The organism is Streptomyces musisoli (genome assembly GCF_016741855.1).
GTDB lineage: Bacteria > Actinomycetota > Actinomycetes > Streptomycetales > Streptomycetaceae > Streptomyces > Streptomyces musisoli.
On the sequence record NZ_JAERRH010000037.1, the window covers coordinates 14,385 to 32,746 of the forward strand.

Below are 18,362 nucleotides of genomic sequence, written 5' to 3' on the forward strand. Positions count from 1 at the left end.
TCGCTCCTTACCTTGCTTCTTCCACGCTCCGCAGGTGCGCGGAGATGATCTTCCGGACCTGGGGTGATTCCACGATGTCGAAGTGGCCGGCGCCCTCGACGAGTTCCACGGTGGAGTTCGGCCAGCTCGCGTGCAGTTCGCCGGCGTGCACCGGCGGCACGTAGTCGTCGGCCGTGCCGTGGACGACCAGCCCGGGCACGTCGATCGCCCGGGCGGCCTCCAGCGCCGAGTACTCCTGCCACACCGTCTTGCCGAACCTGCTCTCGATCTCCCCGACCACGCCCCGTACCTGGTCGCCGTCGAGGGCGTTCATCTCGGCGAACCGCTCGACCAGGAACATCTTGGCGGGCGGGGAGGAGATCGAGACCACGGTCCGGGCGGCCACCTGGGCGTGCCAGGCGGTCAGGGCCCACAGGCCGCCCATGGAGTGGCAGACCACCGCGTGCAGGCCGGTGAGCTTGTCGTACAGGGCGCGCAGCAGGGCGCGGATCTCGGTGGGATCGCCCGTGGTGCCCAGTGCCTCCCCGTGCGGCGGCACGTCGAACAGCACTACGCGGTAGCCGTGCGCGAGGAGTTCTTCGGCGATGCTCACCATGCTGCCCAGGTTGGTGTTCAGGCCGTGGACGAGGAGGACGGTCGGGCCGCTTCCGCTCTGGAAGTACTTGTAGAAGCGGCCGTTCGCCTTGACGGTGTGGGAACGGCACCGGTTGAGGAACGCCTTCGCGAACGGGTCGTGCGGCAGCTTGACGACCGTGTAGAAGCGTTCCACGAGGTCGTCCACGGATTCGTTGGGGCTCACTGCGCATTCCTCGATCGGTGTCGGTGGCTCGCTTCGGGGGGTGTCCCCCGGTCCGTCAGGTGCCGGGCTGCTCGCTCAGGGCGGCCAGGCACTGCCTGGCCCGCTCCGGCAGGACGTACTCCCCTTCCTTGGCGATGCGGTCGTACAGGGCCTCGACCCGCTCGTAGTGGTCGTCGAGGTTCTGGTCCAGCAGGTGGTACTCGGACTTGTTGTAGATGCCGAACTGGAGGTCGGTCATCAGGCCGAACGGGTCGATGTCCGCGGCGCTGCGGGTGCCGCCGAACACCAGGCGCAGGAACTCGTCGACGCTCTCGTAGCCGAGGGTGGCCAGGAGGAACTCGATCGACGCCCACTTGCGCCTGATCTGGTGGGCGCGCTCGTCCGGGTCGACGATGAAGTCCAGGCCGCTGGTCATGCCCTTGGGGTAGTGCACCTTGTTGAAGCAGCGCAGGTCGATGGTGAGGCGGTCCTTGGTGGTCCGGGGCAGGGTGCTGTCGGCGTGTGCCCGGTAGTTGTCGAAGACGAGTGCGTCGCCCACCCGGCTGTCGCAGTAGTAGCCGGGCGAGGGCCTGTCGGCGTACGTCTTCGCCCAGTACATCGCCATGAGGAAGTCCCGTACCGAGGGCAGGTCGATCTCGGACAGCTTTCCTTCCAGGAAGAGGTACAGCGCCTTGTCGACGGCTTCCTTCTCCTCGCCCGCGAGGCCGTGCTCCAGCATCTTCTCGTAGACGTACGGGAGGTTGGGGGCTTCCAGTTCGGCCTCTTCGAAGATGACGAAGGGCTGCCGGCTCAGCGGCGTCGGGGTCAGCGCGGTGTGGAAGCTGCGGTACTCGGTGGGGAAACCGAGCTGCTTCTTCACCAGCGACGGGATCTGAAGGGCGATCGAGCTGGCCGCGTGGGTGCCGTAGGGCCGTTTCTCGGCCGGCACGATGAAGGCGTTGACCACCGCGGTCTCGACCTCGGGGAAGTGCTCGTGGACGATGTCCTGGTTCAGGTCGTAGAAGCGCTTGGCCGAGGGCACGAACAGCACGCAGTTCTCGAACATGGTGGAGACCGGGAAGTAGCTGCCGATCGAGGCGGCGGCGAAGCTCTCCTGGATCACCGCCTGGCAGCGCAGCTGGCGTGCCAGGTTGTCCGCGAGGTCGTCGTCCAGGTTCATCCGGACGACGTGGGTGGGGTGCGGCTCGGGCTCGAAGCAGCTGGTGTTCAGTGCCCGGTGCGGAGGCAGCCGGGACTCCATCTCCTCCTTGTCCACCTGGTACTTGTCCAGTACCGGGGAGAGCTGTTCGGCGTGTACGGCCGCCGAGGTGTGCAGGAAGGTGCCGGTCTTCTGGTAGGTGCCGGTGACCGTGGCGTCGTCGTCCACCGTCGCGTCTGCCGCCTGGATCGCGTCGCTCATGACGTCGTGTCCTCCGCTCGGTCCGAAGTGTTGATGCGCTCTACATAGGTGCGGACGAATTCCTCGTCGACGGGCGGGGAGGGGTAGTCCTCGGCGCCGAAGACGGCGCCGCCCACGGGGAGCGCGGCGAACATGTCCGCCAGGCCCTCGGCCGTCAGGCCGTCCACCAGGGCGGCGATGCGGGCCAGGGGGCTCGCCGGGTGTGTGGCGGCGAACGCCAGTGCCTGCTGCCGCCATTCGTCGAAGGGCACGATCTGCGCGCCGCCGCCGGCGGCGGCGCCGACCATCTCGAAGAAGCGGTCGAAGGTTGGGGCCTGGGAGTTGACGAAGTCGTAGTCCTGGCCGATGCGGGTCAGGTCGCCGGTCATCGCCTCGGCGATGGTGTGGCACAGGTAGTCGACCGGCAGGACCGCGGTGAGGTCGGCGGCCAGCGACGGGAAGCTGCCCATCTGGAGGCTGCCGGTGATCAGGTTGTGCAGGAAGTCGCCGCGGTCGAGGCGGAAGTGGCCGGTGCGGGTGGAGGCGCCCACGAACGGCAGCCGGTACGTCGACGCCTTCGCGCCGCGCCAGCGGGCGGCGGCCACCATCTGCTCCGCCTGCCACTTGGAGGTGAGGTAGCCGTACTCCCGGTCGTTCTCGGTGACTTCGTAGCCCAGGTACTTGGGCAGTGTGGCGAAGGTGGACACGAAGTGGAACGCCTTGCCGCGGCCGCGCGAGGCCAGGCGCAGCGCCTCGTGGGTGCCGACCACGTTGGGGCCGATGTAGTCCTCCAGCGGCCGCATCCAGTCCACCAGGGCGCCGGAGTGGCAGATGGCGTCGACCTGGTCGGCCAGTTCGTCGAAGCTCTCCTCGTCCAGGCCGAACAGCGGCCGGGTGAGGTCGCCCACCACCGGGTTCAGCAGCGGCGCGAACTCCTGCTTCCACAGGCCGTAGCCGTCGAGGCCGGCGACCAGGCGTTCCATGGCCTGGCGGGCGTCGTCGGCCCGGACCAGGCAGTAGGCGACCACCTCGGAGGCGAGCAGTTCGTGCAGCAGGTAGGCGCCGACGAATCCGGTGGCGCCGGTGACGAAGACCGCCTCCGGGCGGACCGGTGCCGCGGTGGCGTTGGCGAAGCGCAGGTCGGGGTGGAGGCAGCCCTTGCGGGCCGTGGACAGGTCCACGCCCGCGGTGCCGGCCGCCTCGGGGGCCGCGGGGGCCGCCGTGCCGGTGGCGGCTGCGGGTGCCGTGTCCAGCCCTGCCTCCAGCAGCTTCTCCAGCAGGAAGTCGCCGAGGGAGGTGAGGTTGGGGTGGTCGAAGGCGATCTTCGCGGGCAGGGCGAGTCCGGTGAGGTCCGCGAGCTGGTTGCGCATCAGCACGGCGGTCAGCGAGTCGATGCCGATGTCCTGGAGCGGCACGTTGACGTCCACGGCCTCCGGTGTGGCGAAGCCCAGGGTCTTGGCGACCTCCTCGCGGACCACGCCCAGCACCACGGCCGGGTACTCCTGCGGCGCGGCCTCGCCCAGCAGCTTGCGCAGGTCCGTGCCGCCGGCCCGGGAGCGGCTGCCGGCGTTGGCGCTGAGCAGTGCGCGGAACAGCGGCGGTATGCCGCCGCGGTTCTCGTAGTAGTGCTGTACGCGGTTGAGGTCCAGGGCGGCGGCCATCGTCAGTGCGCGGCCGCTGGTGACGGCGAGTTCGAAGAGTTCCAGGCCCTCGTCGGGTGCCAGCCGGTCCAGGCCGAGCTGGGCGAAGCGGGCCCGGTCGAACTCGCTGAGTCCGGCGGCCATGCCGTCGCCTTCCCAGGGGCCGAAGGCCACCGAGGTGGCCGGCAGGCCCTTGGCGCGGCGCAGGTGGGCGAGTGCGTCCAGGAAGGCGTTGGCGGCGGCGTAGTTGCCCTGGCCGGGTGCGCCCATGACGCTCGCGATGGAGGAGAACATCATGAAGAAGTCCAGCTCCATGTCCAAGGTCAGCTCGTGCAGGTGCCAGGCGCCGTCCACCTTGGGCAGGAGGACGGCGTCGAACCGCTCGGGTGTCAGGGCCGTCAGTGCGCCGTCGTCCAGCACACCGGCCGCGTGGACCACGCCGCGCAGCGGGCGGTGCGGGCCGAACAGGGCCATCACCGCGGTGACGTCGTCGCGGTCGGCGGTGTCGCAGGCGACCACGGTGGCCGTGGCGCCCAGTTCGGCCAGCTCGTCCACCAGTGCCGCCGCGCCGGGGGTGTCCATGCCGCGGCGGGAGGCCAGCACCAGGTCGCGTACGCCGTGGGTGCCGGCGAGCCACCTGGCGACGCGGCGGCCGAGGTCGCCGGCGCCGCCGGAGACGAGGACGGCGCCGTCCGGGTGGATGAACTGCTGCTGCCGTGCGGGCAGGAGGACCACCTTGCCGACGTGCCGTGCCTGGGCGATGAAGCGCAGGCCGTCGGAGGTGTGGGTCATGGGGAAGGCCCGCAGTGGCAGCGGTGCCAGCTTGCCCTGGGTGAACAGCTCGGCGATGGAGACCAGCATCCGCTGGATGAGGTCGGGGCCGGCCTCGGGCAGGTTGTAGACGGTGTAGGTCACGCCCGGGTGGCTCTGGTCGATGGCGGCCTGTTCGCGCACATCGATCTTGCCCATCTCCAGGAACCGTCCGCCGCTGCCCAGCATGCCCAGGCTGGCGTCGATGAACTCGGTGGCCAGGGAGTTGAGTACGACGTCGAAGGCCTGGCCGGGCTCTGTGCCGTCGGCGGCCCGGCCGAAGTGTTCGACGAAGCCCAGGTCGCGGGAGGAGGCGAGGTGGGCGTCGTCCAGGCCGAGTTCCCGCAGGGCGGGCCACTTGGGCTCGCTGGCGGTGCCGTAGACCTCGGCGCCGGCCAGTTGTGCCAGCTGTACCGCCGCCATGCCCACGCCGCCGGCCGCGGCGTGGATCAGTACCCGTTCGCCCGCTTGCAGGGAGCCCAGTTCGTGCAGGCCGTACCAGGCGGTGAGGAAGGTCATCGGGATGGTGGCGGCTTCCTCGAAGCTGAGGTGCTCGGGCATGCGCACCACCTGGCGCGCGTCCGTGACGACCTCGGAGGCGAAGGAGCCGCGGGCCAGGCCCAGTACGGCGTCGCCGGCCTTCACCTGGTCGACGCTGGCGCCGACCTCGGTGACGACGCCGGCGAACTCCAGGCCGAACGCGGGGATCTCCACCATGCCCAGGGCGTTGAGCACGTCGAGGAAGTTCACTCCAGCGGCCCGTACCTCGGCGCGGATCTCGCCCGGTGCGAGGGCCCGCTCGGGCAGGGGCTTGACGTTCAGCGGCTCGTCCAGGCGGCCCTTGGCGGCGATCTCCAGCTGCCAGCGGCCCTCGGCGGGCAGTTCCAGGTCCTGGGCGGAGCCGACCCGCAGCAGTTGCGGCACCAGCACCTCGCCGTGGCGCAGCGCGCACTCCGGTTCGGTCTCCAGCATCAGCGCGGCGGGCAGCAGGCGGCGGTCCGCCTCCTGTTCGCCGAGGTCGATCAGGCGCAGGCTCAGTTCGGGGTGCTCGTTGCGGGCGGTGCGCATCAGGCCCCACAGCGGTGCGGCGCCCAGTTGGGAGACCATGTCGTCGGCGCCGGTGCCCACCGCGTGGCGGGTGACCCAGACCAGCGGGGTGCGGAACTGCGTGCCGGCCGCTTCCTGGAGCTGTTGCAGGGCCGTGGCGGCGAAGGTGTGGGCCTGGGCCGGCGCGGTCGCGTCGCAGTCCCACAGGCAGACCAGGCCGTCCAGGTCCTCGGCGTCCTCGAGGTCGCGGACCTTGATCACCTGGATGCCGGCCCGGGCCAGGAGGGTCTTGACCTCCCGTGCCCAGGGCACGTCCCCGGCCGGGGTCATCATGCCCCAGGAGCCGCCCATCTCGACGTGGTCGGTGTCGGCGTGGCGCCAGTTGACGTCGAACTGGAAGCGGTCCACCCCGGCCGCGGCCAGGCGGCGCAGCACCGCCCGGTCCACCCGCCGTGCGTGCAGGCGGTGCAGGCGGCCGACGTGGGTGCCGTCGCTGTCGTGGATGTCGAGCGAGGCCCAGAACTCTCCGTCGCCCAGCTCGAAGTCGGCGACCCGGACCCAGATCTGCGACAGGCCCTTGACCCGCAGTGACAGGCGTTCGGCCTCGAACGGCACGAAGAGGTCGTCGCCGGTCCGGTTCTGCAGCCGCTGGGTGAGCAGCAGCGAGTGCATGGCCGAGTCCAGCAGGGCCGGGTGCAGGACGTAGCCGGCGGCGGACTGCTCTGCGCTCTCCGGCAGCGCGGCCCTGGCCCACACCTCGCCGTCCACGTGCCAGGCTTCCTTGATGCCCTGGAAGGTCGGGCCGTAGCCGTAGCCGAGGGCGTCCAGGTCGCGGTAGAGCGCGGATGCGTCGAGGGGTTCGGCGGCCCGGGGCGGTACGGTCACCGCGGCGACTGCGGCGGTGGGGTCGGCGGGTGTGATCCGGCCCTCGGCGTGCAGCTGCCAGGCGCCGTCCTCGCCCTCGGGTGCGCTGTAGACCTGGACGGGGCGTATCTCGCCGGTCGCCGGGCCCACGGTGACCTGCATCCGTACCGGTACGCCGGAGGCGAGGACCAGCGGCGAGGCGATGACGACGTCCGACAGGTCCCACTCGCCTTCGTGGGCGGCGTCGCCCGCGGCCCGCATGGCCTCGAAGAACGCGGTGCCCGGCATCAGGACGGCGTCCATCACGCGGTGGTCCTGCACCCACACCGGCTGGTCCGCCGCCACCACGTTGGTGTACAGCGACAGGCCGGTGCCGGCGATCTCCACGCCGCCGCCCAGGAGGGCGTGGCCGGTGGCGTTCAGGCCGGCGCCGACCTCGCGGGTCAGCGGCGGCTCGAACCAGAACCGCTCGCGCTGGAAGGCGTACGTCGGCAGGGCCACCCGCTCGCCGCCGAAGGGGGCGAAGTAGCCGTCCCAGTCGACAAGGACGCCTCGCACGTGCAGTTCGGCCAGGGCGTGCTGGATGACCGAGGCGCCGTTCTTGCCCGAGACCGAGGACGGCACCCAGGACAGCTGCTGCTCGTCGGCCAGGCAGGATGCGCCCAGGCCGGACAGCACGGGCTGCGGGCCGAGTTCCAGGAAGGTGTTGGCGCCCTCGCGGTGCAGGACTGCCATGCCGTCGCTGAAGCGGACCGCGTGGCGTACCTGGCGGACCCAGTAGCCGGGGTCCTCCAGTTCGCCGGGTACGGCGAGTTCGCCGGTGAGGCTGCTGACGAGGGGGATCGTCGCGGGGCGGAAACGGACGGTCTGTGCGACGGCCCGGAACGGGTCGAGCATGGCGTCCATGTGGTGCGAGTGGAAGGCGTGGGACACCGTCAGCCGCTTGGCCTTGCGGCCCTGCTGGGTGAAGTGGGCGGTGATCGCCTCGACGGCGTCGGTGTCGCCCGAGAGCACGGTCTGTGTGGGCGTGTTGAGTCCGGCGACGTCCAGCTTGCCGCGCAGGGCGAGGGTGTCGATGGCGGCTTCCGCCTCCGCGCCGTCGGCTTCGAGTGACACCATGGCGCCGCGGGCGGGCAGGGCCTGCATCAGCCGGCCGCGGGCCGCGACGAGCCGGCAGGCGTCGTCCAGGTCGAACATTCCGGCGACGTGGGCGGCGGCGAGTTCGCCGATGCTGTGGCCGAGCAGCAGCTCGGGGCGCACGCCCCAGCTCTCCCACAGCCGCCACAGCGCGACCTGGAGGGCGAACAGGGCGGGCTGGGTGAAGTCGGTGCGGTTCAGCAGGGCCGCGTCCTCGCTGTCCGGGTCGGCCCACATCACCTGCAGGAGGGGCTTTTCCAGCTCGGTGAAGCGGGCGGCGGCCTCGTCGAGGGCCTCGCGGAAGACGGGGTAGACGTCGTAGACGTCCTTGCCCATGCCCACGAGCTGGCTGCCCTGGCCGGTGAAGAGCAGGGCCAGGCGGGGATCGTCGGTGTGGTTGCCGGTGCGCACCGACTCCGCGGGCAGTTCCCCGGTGCGGGCGAAGGAGGCCAGCTTGTCGAGGAGTTCGGCCTTGTCCTTGACGGGGAGCACCAGCCGGCGGCGGAAGTGGCTGCGGGTGGTCGCCAGGGAGCGGGCCACGTCGCCCAGGCGGTCCTGGATGTTCATGCCCATGTGCAGGTGCAGGTTCTCCACCTGCCGGCGCAGGGCGGCGTCGGTGTAGCCGGAGATGACGAACGGCACGGTGGGCGGCAGGGGTGCGGGCGCGTCGTCGTCGGTGTTCTTCGCGGTGGGCCGCGGCGGCTCCTCGACGATGACGTGGGCGTTGGTGCCGCCGATGCCGAAGGAGCTGACGCCCGCGCGGCGCGGCACGTCCTTGACCGGCCACGGGCGCTGTTCCCGGACCAGCGCCATGCCGGCGCCGTTCCAGTCCACGGCGGGGGTGGGTTCGGCGACGTGCAGGGTCCTGGGGAGCGTGTCGTTGTGCATGGCCAGCACGACCTTCATGACGCCGGCCAGGCCGGCGGCGGCCTGGGTGTGGCCGAGGTTGGACTTGGCCGAGCCGACCCACAGCGGTGTCTCGCCCGAGTGGCTGCCGCCGAAGACTTCGGCGAGTGCGGTGCCCTCGATGGGGTCGCCCAGCTTGGTGCCGGTGCCGTGTGCCTCCAGGTAGTCGATGTCGTCCGGCTGGAGTGCGGAGGCGGCCAGGGCGGCGCGGATGACCCGCTGCTGGGCGGGGCCGCTGGGCGTGGTGAGGCTGGCGGCGTGGCCGTCGTGGTTGACGGCGGTGCCGCGCAGCACGGCCAGGATGGGGTCGCCGTCGCGCTGGGCGTCGGAGAGCCGCTTGAGGACGACCGCGGCGGATCCCTCGCTCCAGCCGGTGCCGTCGGTGTCGGAGGAGAAGGACCGGCAGCGGCCGTCGGCGGACATGCCGCGCAGGCGGCTGAACTCGACGTGCAGTTCGGGGGTGAGCATCAGGCTCACGCCGGCCGACACCGCGAGGTCGCATTCGCCGTTGCGCAGCGCGTTGCAGGCCAGGTGGGTGGTGACCAGGGAGGAGGAGCAGGCGGTGTCCAGGGTGAGGGTCGGGCCCTCCAGGCCGAAGACGTACGAGACCCGGCCGGACATGGTGCCGCCCGCGGAGCCGGGGCCGACGTAGCCGTCGAGGTCGCTCAGTCCGCCGGCCATGGTGAGGCCGTACTCGTGGTAGGCCGAGCTCTTGCCGACGCCGATGAACGCGCCGGTCTGGCTGCCGCGCAGCTGGTCCAGGGTGTAGCCGGCGCGTTCGAACGCCTCCCAGGTGGTCTCCAGGACCATGCGCTGCATGGGGTCCAGGGAGCGGGCCTCGCGCGGCGAGATGCCGAAGAAGGGGGCGTCGAAGAGGTCGATGGGGGTGACGAAGCCGCCCCGGCTGCAGTACGAGGTGCCGGGTACCTCCGGGTCGGGGTTGTAGAGGGCTTCGGCGTCCCAGCGGTCCTTGGGGACCTCGATGATTCCGTCGCCGCCGCGCTCCAGCAGTTCCCAGTATTCCTCGGGGGTGTTGGCGTCGCCGGGCAGGCGGCAGGCCATGCCGATGATGGCGATGGGCTCGTCGTGTTCGGCGCGGCGGCGGTCGGGCACGATCGTCCGGCTGGTCGTGGTGTCGCCGGCCAGGTAGGCGGCCAGGGTCTTGACGGTGAAGTGCTCGAAGAGTTTGGCGCCGAAGACGGGGCGTCCCAGCAGTTCTTCCAGTCGTGTCTGGACGCGGACGACGCGCAGCGAGTTGCCGCCGATCTCGAAGAAGTTCTGGTTGACGCCGATCCGGTCGTGGCCGAGGACCTCCGACCAGATGGCCACGATGTCCCGCTCCAGCTCGGTGGCGGGCTTGGCGGTGGCGTCGACCTCGACGACGGGGTCCGGCAGCGCGTTCTCGTCGATCTTGCCGTTCGGGGTCAGCGGGAGTTCGTCCAGCTCCACGATGAACGCGGGCACCATGTACTCCGGCAGCCGCTCGGCCAGCCAGGGGCGCAGCACGCGGTGCAGGGGGGTCGTGGGCGCATCGCCGACCGCGGGGGTGTTGGCGTACCGGGTGAGGGCGTCGCCGTCCGGTGCGGGGGCGGGGTGCGGGCTGAGGTCGGGCGTCTGGCCGGGCCGCCAGAACAGGGCGTCGCAGCGCCAGGTGTCGCCGGAGCGGCTGGGCAGCAGCGCCAGTTCGAGGCCGGCTTCGTGGGCGAGGTCGGCGAGGTCGGCGGGGTCGATCCAGGAGGTGGGCGCCGTGGAGGTGTGCGTGCCCAGGGTTTCCAGGGCGGCGGCGGTGCGGGCGCACACCTCGCCCAGCCGGCCGTTGGGGATGCCGTTGAGGCGGAGCGGGCGGTCGGCGACCGAGCCCAGCTCGTCGCTCAGCGCGGCCAGGTCGAGGCCGTCGGCCTGCCAGTCCTTCTCCGCCGCGGGGGTGGCGGGCCCGGTCGTCTCGCCGATGTGGAGGGTGACGTCGTAGCGGTAGCGCGTCATCTCGTTGACGTAGCGGCCGTCGCGCAGGGTGATGTCGACGCGGGTGATCTGCGGGAACAGTTGCGGCAGGTGGGCGAAGTAGTCGCGGCTGACGGCCAGTTCGCGTTCGGTGCGTATCCCGCGTTCGGTGCGGCGGGCCAGTTCCTCGGCGGTGAGGGTCTCTGCGTCCGCGCGGAAGTCGGCGACGTCGGCGTGGAAGACGTCCAGCAGCGACAGGTCGCGTACGTCGCCGAGGAAGACCCGGCCCCGGGTGACCGCCCTGGTCGCCCACTTCAGGACGGAGGTCAGGTAGTCGACGCTGGGGAAGTACTGGGTTACGGAGTTGACGACGACGGTGTCGAAGGTGCCCTCGGCCACGTCGGGCAGGTCGTGGGCGGTGCGCTGTTCGCAGGTCACGTGCGGCAGGGAGGCCAGGTGCCGGCGGGTCATGTCGACGGCTGCGGCGGAGGCGTCCACGGCGTGGTAGGTGCGGCAGTGCGGTGCCAGGCTGAACAGCATCAGGCCGCTGCCGGAGCCGATCTCGAAGACGTTCTCCGGGGCGTGGGAGAGGATGCGCCGCACGGAGCCGCGCTGCCAGTCGCGCATCTCGCCGGCTGAGAAGGGCAGGCCGTCGTAGCTGTTGCGCCAGCCGGCCAGGTTGAAGGTGGCGTCGGCGGGCTCGGCGGCGGTGTCGGGGGACGCGGTGTCGGTGCCGGCTTCGTAGGCGCGGTCCCAGGCGGCGGCCCACTCGGCCAGGGCGGTGCTCTGGTCCGCCGGGGTGGGGGCCGTGTCACCGGCCGGGGCCGTGTCGCGGACGCAGTAGGCGACCAGTTGTTCGTCCCGGCCGACCACCACGGCGCGGCGGACCGACTCGTGGCGGGCGAGGGCCGCCTCGACGTCGGCGGGCTCGATGCGGTGGCCGCGCAGTTTGACCTGGCGGTCGTTGCGTCCCAGCAGCGTCAGCCTGCCGGGTCCGTCGAAGCGGGCCAGGTCGCCGGTGCGGTAGAGGGTGCCGGGGTGGAAGGGGTTGTCGGCGAAGCGCAGCCGGGTCTGCTCGGGGTCGTTGCGGTAGCCGCGGGCCACTCCGGCGCCGCCGATACACAGTTCGCCGGGGAAGCCGAGCGGTACCGGTGCCAGGTTCTCGTCGAGGACGTAGACCTGGGTGCGGTCGATCGGGCTGCCGACGAGGATGCCGTCGTGCTCGGCGCGGCCGGTGACCTGCCAGACCGTGGACCACACGGTGGTCTCGGTGGGGCCGTACATGTTCCACACCGTGGCCGGGGCCCGGACGGCGAGCAGCCGGTCCGCCAGGTCGCGGGAGAGGGCCTCGCCGCCGCACAGGATCTTTTCCAGGGTGGGGGTGCCCTGCCAGCCTCCGTCCAGCAGCAGCTGCCAGGTGGCGGGGGTGCCCTGCATCATGGTGATCGCATGGCGTTCGATCAGCGCGCTCAGGGCCTTGGCGTCCATGGTCTCCTGGGCCTGGGCGATGACCGTGGTCGCGCCGCAGAGCAGGGGCAGGAACAGCTCCAGCACGGAGATGTCGAAGGACACGGTGGTGACCGCCAGCAGCCGGTCGCCGGCGGTGCAGCCCGGGCGTTCGCGCATGGCGGTCAGGAAGTTGCCCAGGGCGCCGTGGGTGATCTCGACGCCCTTGGGGCGGCCGGTCGAGCCCGAGGTGTAGATGACGTAGGCCAGGTCGTCGGCGTCCACCTCGACCGCGAGGTCGCCGTCGGTGTCCGGTTCGGCGGCCAGGTCGACGTTCACGCAGCGGGTGTCCCAGGCGGCGAGGGACGCGGGCACGGCGGCGGGGGTGACGATGAGCCTGGGGTCGGCGTCGTCGATCATCCGGCGGATGCGGTCGGCCGGGAACCTGGGGTCGACGGGCACATAGGCGGCGCCCGTCTTCATGACCGCCAGCAGGGCCACGACGAGGTCGATCGAGCGGTCCAGGGCCACGCCGACCAGGTCGCCCCGGCCCACTCCCCGGCCGGTCAGCGCGTGGGCGAGCCGGTTGGCGCGGGCGTTGAGGGCGGCGTAGGTCAGGCCGGTGTCCGCGCAGAGCAGTGCGGTGTCCTCGGCGTGGTCGCGCGCGGCCTGCTCGAAGAGCCGGTGCAGGCTCTGCGCGGGGAGGTCCGCGGCGGCGCCGGCGCTCTCGTTGAACTCTTCGACGAGGTGGGCGCGTTCGTCGGTGGTGAGGAGGTCGGCGGCGGCCGCAGGCTGCTCGCCGGCGGCGGGCAGACGGCGGCACCAGGCGGCGAACTGGTCGGCCAGCCGGGTGACGTCCCGGGTGGACAGGCGCGCGGCGTCGTGGTGGAAGGCGACGAGCGCGCCGTCCTCGGCGCCGTCGTGCCGGACGTGGAGTTCCAGCCTCGGACGGTGGCCGTCCTCGCCGGCGGGGCCGGCGGTGTCGCGGGGCCCCCAGGAGATCAGCACGTCCGGTGTCAGGGCGCCGCTGCGGAAGCGTTCCCGCAGCGCCTCGTCACGGCCGACGGCGTCGCGGCGCAGCCAGCCCCGCTCCTGCCCTCGGGTGAACTCGCGCCGTACCGCCCGCAGGTTCTGGGAGATCGTCGCGTCGGCGTCGATGCGGCACGGCAGGGGCAGCCAGGCGGCGAACAGGTCCCGGTGCGCGGCGTCGACGCCGTCGCGGGGGGCCGTCATCGCGAGGTGGAGCTGCGGCCGGCCGCTCGCCCGGCTCAGGAAGATGCCCAGCGCACCGGCCAGGTGGGCGGCGGCCGCCGCGGAGGCGTCCGTGGCGTCGGCGCCGTCTGGGGACGGGACGTGGCAGCGCACGAGGACGGGGTCCGCCGGCCGGCCGCCGGCCGCGTCGAGGTCCGGGCGGGGCTGCGGGTGGGGCAGGCGGTAGGGGTGGTCGCCGCAGCCGATCAGGCGTTCGCGCCAGCGGCTCGCGGCCTTGGAGGCCTGGACGCCGGCTTCGGTCAGGCGCGCGCCCGCGTCCTCGCCGGGGACGTCCAGGACGGTGCCGGGCCGGATGCCGTGGGCCGCCGCGACGGCGCCGGCGGGCCGTTCCTCGCCCTCCAGGGTGCTGATCCGGGTCAGGGTGACGCTTCCGGCGCCCGTGGCCACCCGCAGGCCCGAGGCGTCGTCGCAGGACAGGACCGTGCCGGGCGCGGCGGCGTCCTGCGCGGCGGCCTGGTGGCGGGCTTCGCGGACGGCGTAGAAGTGACCGTCGAGGCTGGCCTTGGGCCACACCAGCGGGCTCGCGAACGGGCCGTAGTCGGTGGCCCGGACCATGGCGGCGATGCGCTCGGCCGGAAGGCTCCAGTCGATCAGTCCCTCGGCGGCGAACTGGGTGTGCCGCGAGAAGTAGCGGCGTGTCGCGGGGTCCTGGGGGGTGGCGGTCTCGCGGCCCTCCGCGATCTCGTCGATCAGTCCGGCCAGGCTGGCGACGGCTGCGTCGTCGCACTTCAGTCCCAGGGACAGCGCGGTGTCCTCGGGTCCGATCGCCACCGGTACCCGGCCCAGTACCTCGCCGCCGTCGACCACCTGGGCCATGCGGTGCCAGGTGATGCCGTACTCCCGCGCCCCGTCCGCGATGGCCCAGGACGGCGTGTGCAGGCCCGAGTACTGCGGGAGGGGGCCGTAGTGGTAGTTGACGGCGGCCCGTGTCGCGCAGCCCAGCAGCGCCTCGGGCACCACCGCGTAGTTGCCGACGCTCAGCAGGAGGTCGCAGGACAGCTGCGGGGCGAGCGCCACGGCCTCGGCGAGTTCGTGGTGCGGGATGCCCGCCTTGACCGCCCAGGACCGGGCGGTGGCGTCACCGGTCACCACGGCTGAGATCCGGTGCCCTTTCGCCACGAGTACCTCACCGCAGCGAGCGAGTACGCTCCCGCCGCCGATCAGGACGGAACTCAAAGAAGTCATCGCCATGCCTCCCCGTGATCACCCGCGGCGCGTCCGGTGGGGCGTCGTTCGTCCCCGGGGCAGAGGCAACGGCACCCGGGCAGCCCCGTGAGGGCCTCCAGGTGCCGGATCCAAGCGTGCGCACGGGGCTGGTCCCCCCGTACACCCGTGCCGATCCCCCCGAGATCGAGCGGCGTCCGCCTCACGGGCGGTGCCGCGAGCGGCTGCGCCGTGAGTGGTCCGCGCTGTGCAGGATTGACGTGCAAGTACGCCGGAATGCTGAACTGCCGAAGTGCTGAACCGCCGTGTTACGGAAGTGCTGTCGTGCAGAGTCGCTGCCGTGCAGACGTGCAGAAGTACCTGGCTGTGAAGGTGCGCTGACGTGCGATGGAGTCGAAGTCTCCCCGCCGCACGCCGGTTCCTCCCCCCGGATGCCCCGACCCAACATTGGCCTGCCGCGGGAGGCACCGCAAGGCATGGCGGCGATCTTCGGGCTAATGTCGAGTGATTGTCATCACATGTACTAGTCACGTACTTTGACGCACCGTCATCGGGGGGCGGGCACACTTGCTTCGGTTGTGGTTCTTCAACCAGCCTTCCCATGCACCGAGTTGCACCACAGGCGAGTTTCGACGACGCACACACGAGCTGAGGGGACCGGCATGCCCGAGGAGTCGGCCGAGCGCAAACGCACGACGGAGAAGGCCAACCCGGCCCGCGTCCTCGCACTGTGCAGCGGCGCGAGCTTCATGGCCTTCCTCGACCTCTCGATCATCAGCATCGCCTTCCCGGACATCCTGGACGATTTCCCGGGCACGTCGCTCAACACCATGACGTGGGTCCTCAGCGGCTACACGATCCTGCTGGCGGCCGTGCTCACGCCCGCCGGAAGGATCGCCGACAGCGTCGGCCGGCGCACCGTCTTCGTCTGGTCCCTGGCGGCCTTCACCGCCGCCTCGCTCGTCTGCGCCGTGGCGCCGTCCATCTGGTGGCTCATCGCGGCACGGGTCGTGCAGGGTGCGGCGGCCGGCGGCATGATCCCCGCCGCGCTCGGCCTGATCCTCGCCACGACACCGCGCGAGCGCATCGCCCGGGCGATCGGCACCTGGTCCGCGGTGGCGGGCTTCTCCGCCGTGATCGGACCGGCCGCGGGCGGGCTGCTGCTGGACGCCTTCGGCTGGCGCTCGGTGTTCTACATCAACCTCCCGCTGTGCGGTGCGATGCTGGTCGCCGCCGTGGTGGTGCTGCCGAGGCATGCACTGCGCGGCACCGGGGACCGGCTGCCGGACGCGGTGGGCAGCATCGCGCTCGCCCTGGGCATCGGCGGGGTGGTGAGCGCGCTCACCGAGGCGGACACCTGGGGCTGGGCGGACGTTCGCACCATCGGACTCGGGGTGTCCGGGCTGGCGCTCGTCGTCGTGACCGTGCTGCGTTCGCGTACGCATCCGGCGCCGGCCCTGGAGATGTCGGTGTGGCGCAGTCCCGTCTTCCGGACCGCCAACCTGGGCCTCGGCCTGCTCAACATGACGATGTTCGCGTGGATGCTGGCCGCCCCGCTGTTCGCCGCCGACATCTGGCACTGGTCGGTGCTGAAGACGGCCGGCGCCCTGAGCGTGGGAGCCGTCTCCTCGATGGCCGGCTCGCTGGCCGCCGGACGGCTGACCCGGCCGGCGACCCAGGTGAAGGTGACGGTCCTGGGCGCGCTGTCCTTCACGGGCAGCAACGCCATCTGGGCGTCCGACCTCTTCGGTTCCACGCCCAACTTCCTGGGCGGCTGGCTGCCGGCCGCGATCCTCGGCGGCGGCGGCCTCGGTCTGGCCATCACCTGCCTGTCGTCGCTGGCGGCCGGGACGGTGCCCCCGCTCAAGTTCGCGGGCGGCCTCGGCATGACCCTGACGGTGCGGCAGGTCGGCGGTGCGGTCGGCGTCGCCGGATTCGCCTCGATCATGGCCTCGGGCGCGAACCCCGGCGGCATCACGTCCTTCCACCACGTCTACGTCGCCGCGATGGCCGTCAACGTGCTGTGCGCGGCCGTGGTGTGCACGATGCTCACCGTGCTGCGGCCCAGGCCCGCGGCGACGGCCGCGGCGCCAGCGCAGACGTCCCAGGACCAGGCCACGCCCACCCAGTGAACCCCGGCGACCGGTGAACCCGCGCGACCGGTGACCGGCGCGACCGGTGACCGCCGGCGCCTGGGGTGACCGGCCGGTGCCCGGTGACCGGCCGGTGCCTGATCTCCCGGCCCGCCGGGCTGCGGCTTGCACGGACTGCGGGCTGCGGGCTGCCGGGCTACGGACCACCATGCGGCGGCTGCGGGCCACGGATTGCGGCCCACCGGGCTGCGCGGATTGCGGGTTGGATTGCGGCCCACCGGGCTGCGCCGGCTGCGGGCTGCGGCCGACCGGGCTCCGCCGGCTGCGGGTTGCGGGTTGCGGCCGACCGGGCCCCGCGGGCTGCGGATTGCGGCCCACCGGGCTGCGCGGATTGCGGGCTGCGGATTGCGGACGGTCCCCTGGGGGCGGCGGTCACCATGTGCCGCCCCCAGGGGACCGTGTCGTTCTTCCGGCTCCCGGCCGCGTCGCTCAGAGCGGCCGTCAGGCGGATGTCAGGCGGGCATCAGGCGGACGGTACGCGGATCAGCAGGGCGTCGCCCTGTCCGCCGCCGCCGCACAGCGCCGCCGCCCCGAGACCGCCGCCGCGGCGGCGCAGCTCGTAGGCCAGGTGGACGACGAGCCGGGCGCCGGAGGCGCCGATCGGGTGGCCGAGCGCGATGGCCCCGCCGTCGACGTTCACGATGTCCGGGCTGATGCCCAGCTGTTCGGTGGAGACGATGCCGACGGCGGAGAACGCCTCGTTGATCTCCACCAGGTCCAGGTCGGACGGCTCCAGCTTGGCCTTGGCCAGCGCCGCCCTGATCGCGTTCGACGGCTGCTCGTGCAGGCTTCCGTCCGGGCCGGCCACCACGCCGTGCGCGCCGATCTCGGCGATCCAGGGCAGGCCCAGCTCCTCGGCCTTGGCCTTGCTCGCCACCACCACGGCCGCGGCACCGTCGGAGATCTGCGACGCCGTCCCCGCCGTGATGGTGCCGTCGGCGCTGTACACGGGACGCAGCTTCGCCAGGACCTCGGTCGTGGTGTCGGGACGCACGCCCTCGTCGGTGTCGCACACCACCGGGTCGCCCTTGCGCTGGGGAACCGTCACCGGCGCCATCTCCTCGGCGAACCGCCCGGCGGCCGCCGCGGCGGCGGCCCGCTGGTGCGAGGCCGCGGCGAAGGCGTCCTGCTTCTCCCGGGTCAGCCCGGCGTAGCGGCTGTTGTACTTCTCGGTCGAGACGCCCATGCCCACCTGGTCGAAGGGGCAGAACAGGCCGTCGTGGACCATGTGGTCGATCAGCGGTACCTCGCCGGCCTTGAAGCCCGCGCGCGACTTGGGAAGCAGGTGCGGTGCCTGCGTCATGGACTCCTGACCGCCCGCCACGACCAGGTCGAACTCGCCGGCCCTGATCAGCTGGTCGGCCAGCGCGATCGCGTCGAGCCCGGAGAGGCACACCTTGTTGACGGTCAGCGCCGGGACGCTCATCGGGATGCCGGCGGCCACCGCGGCCTGACGGGCCGGGATCTGGCCGGCGCCCGCGGTGAGCACCTGCCCCATGATCGTGTACTCCACGAGCTCGGGCGCCACCCCCGCCTTCTCCAGGGCCGCCTTGATCGCGATGCCCCCGAGTTCGACTCCGGAGAAGTCCTTCAGAGCCCCGAGCAGGCGACCGGTGGGGGTACGGGCCCCGGCCAGGATGACGGATCCGGACACGACGTCCTCCGTGGGTGAGAAGTTGTGGTCCACAACACGGCTACATTACCCACGAGTTGGAGGTTCGGCGGTGTGAGCGGCGGCACAGCCGGACGGAGGTTCGGTCCGGTTCCGGGCGGCTTGGCCGGCCGCCTGCGGCGTATCGCGTCCG

General features: G+C 72.1%; 5 protein-coding genes. 1 reads left to right on the forward strand and 4 read right to left on the reverse strand.

Going from position 1 to position 18,362, the window contains the following annotated elements; all coding sequences use genetic code 11:
* Nucleotides 1-7: 7 nt before the first annotated feature.
* Genes JK361_RS38565 through JK361_RS38575 form a run of 3 tightly spaced genes read right to left on the reverse strand, consistent with a single transcriptional unit; the run spans nt 8 to nt 14,425 of the window.
* On the reverse strand, nt 8-799 hold the full coding sequence (locus JK361_RS38565) for an alpha/beta fold hydrolase (protein ID WP_201827412.1): 792 nt from the start codon (nt 797-799) through the stop codon (nt 8-10).
* 55 nt (nt 800-854) lie between these two features.
* A complete protein-coding gene (locus JK361_RS38570; RefSeq protein WP_201827414.1) occupies nt 855-2,198 on the reverse strand; it encodes a hypothetical protein in 1,344 nt (447 codons plus the stop codon).
* Nucleotides 2,195-14,425, reverse strand: coding sequence for a polyketide synthase (locus JK361_RS38575; protein ID WP_201827416.1), 12,231 nt, complete (start codon nt 14,423-14,425; stop codon nt 2,195-2,197). The genes JK361_RS38570 and JK361_RS38575 overlap by 4 nt, the downstream gene beginning before the upstream one ends.
* Nucleotides 14,426-15,066: 641 nt before the next feature.
* On the opposite strand from JK361_RS38575, the gene JK361_RS38580 reads away from it, so the two are divergent.
* Nucleotides 15,067-16,536, forward strand: a complete 1,470-nt coding sequence (locus tag JK361_RS38580) for an MFS transporter (RefSeq protein WP_201827418.1) — start codon at nt 15,067-15,069, stop codon at nt 16,534-16,536.
* Nucleotides 16,537-17,020: 484 nt separating this feature from the next.
* Here the strand turns inward: JK361_RS38580 and JK361_RS38585 are convergent, their stop codons facing one another.
* Nucleotides 17,021-18,211 (reverse strand): acetyl-CoA C-acetyltransferase, encoded by a 1,191-nt coding sequence (locus JK361_RS38585; protein WP_201827420.1) that lies wholly within the window; start codon nt 18,209-18,211, stop codon nt 17,021-17,023.
* Nucleotides 18,212-18,362 lie beyond the last annotated feature (151 nt).

Excerpts from the sequence above, each read along its gene's own strand:
- JK361_RS38580 (WP_201827418.1), top strand. The coding sequence starts at position 15,067 with ATGCCCGAGGAGTCGGCCGAGCGCAAACGCACGACGGAGAAGGCCAAC.
- JK361_RS38575 (WP_201827416.1), bottom strand. The coding sequence starts at position 14,425 with ATGACTTCTTTGAGTTCCGTCCTGATCGGCGGCGGGAGCGTACTCGCT.
- JK361_RS38570 (WP_201827414.1), bottom strand. The coding sequence starts at position 2,198 with ATGAGCGACGCGATCCAGGCGGCAGACGCGACGGTGGACGACGACGCC.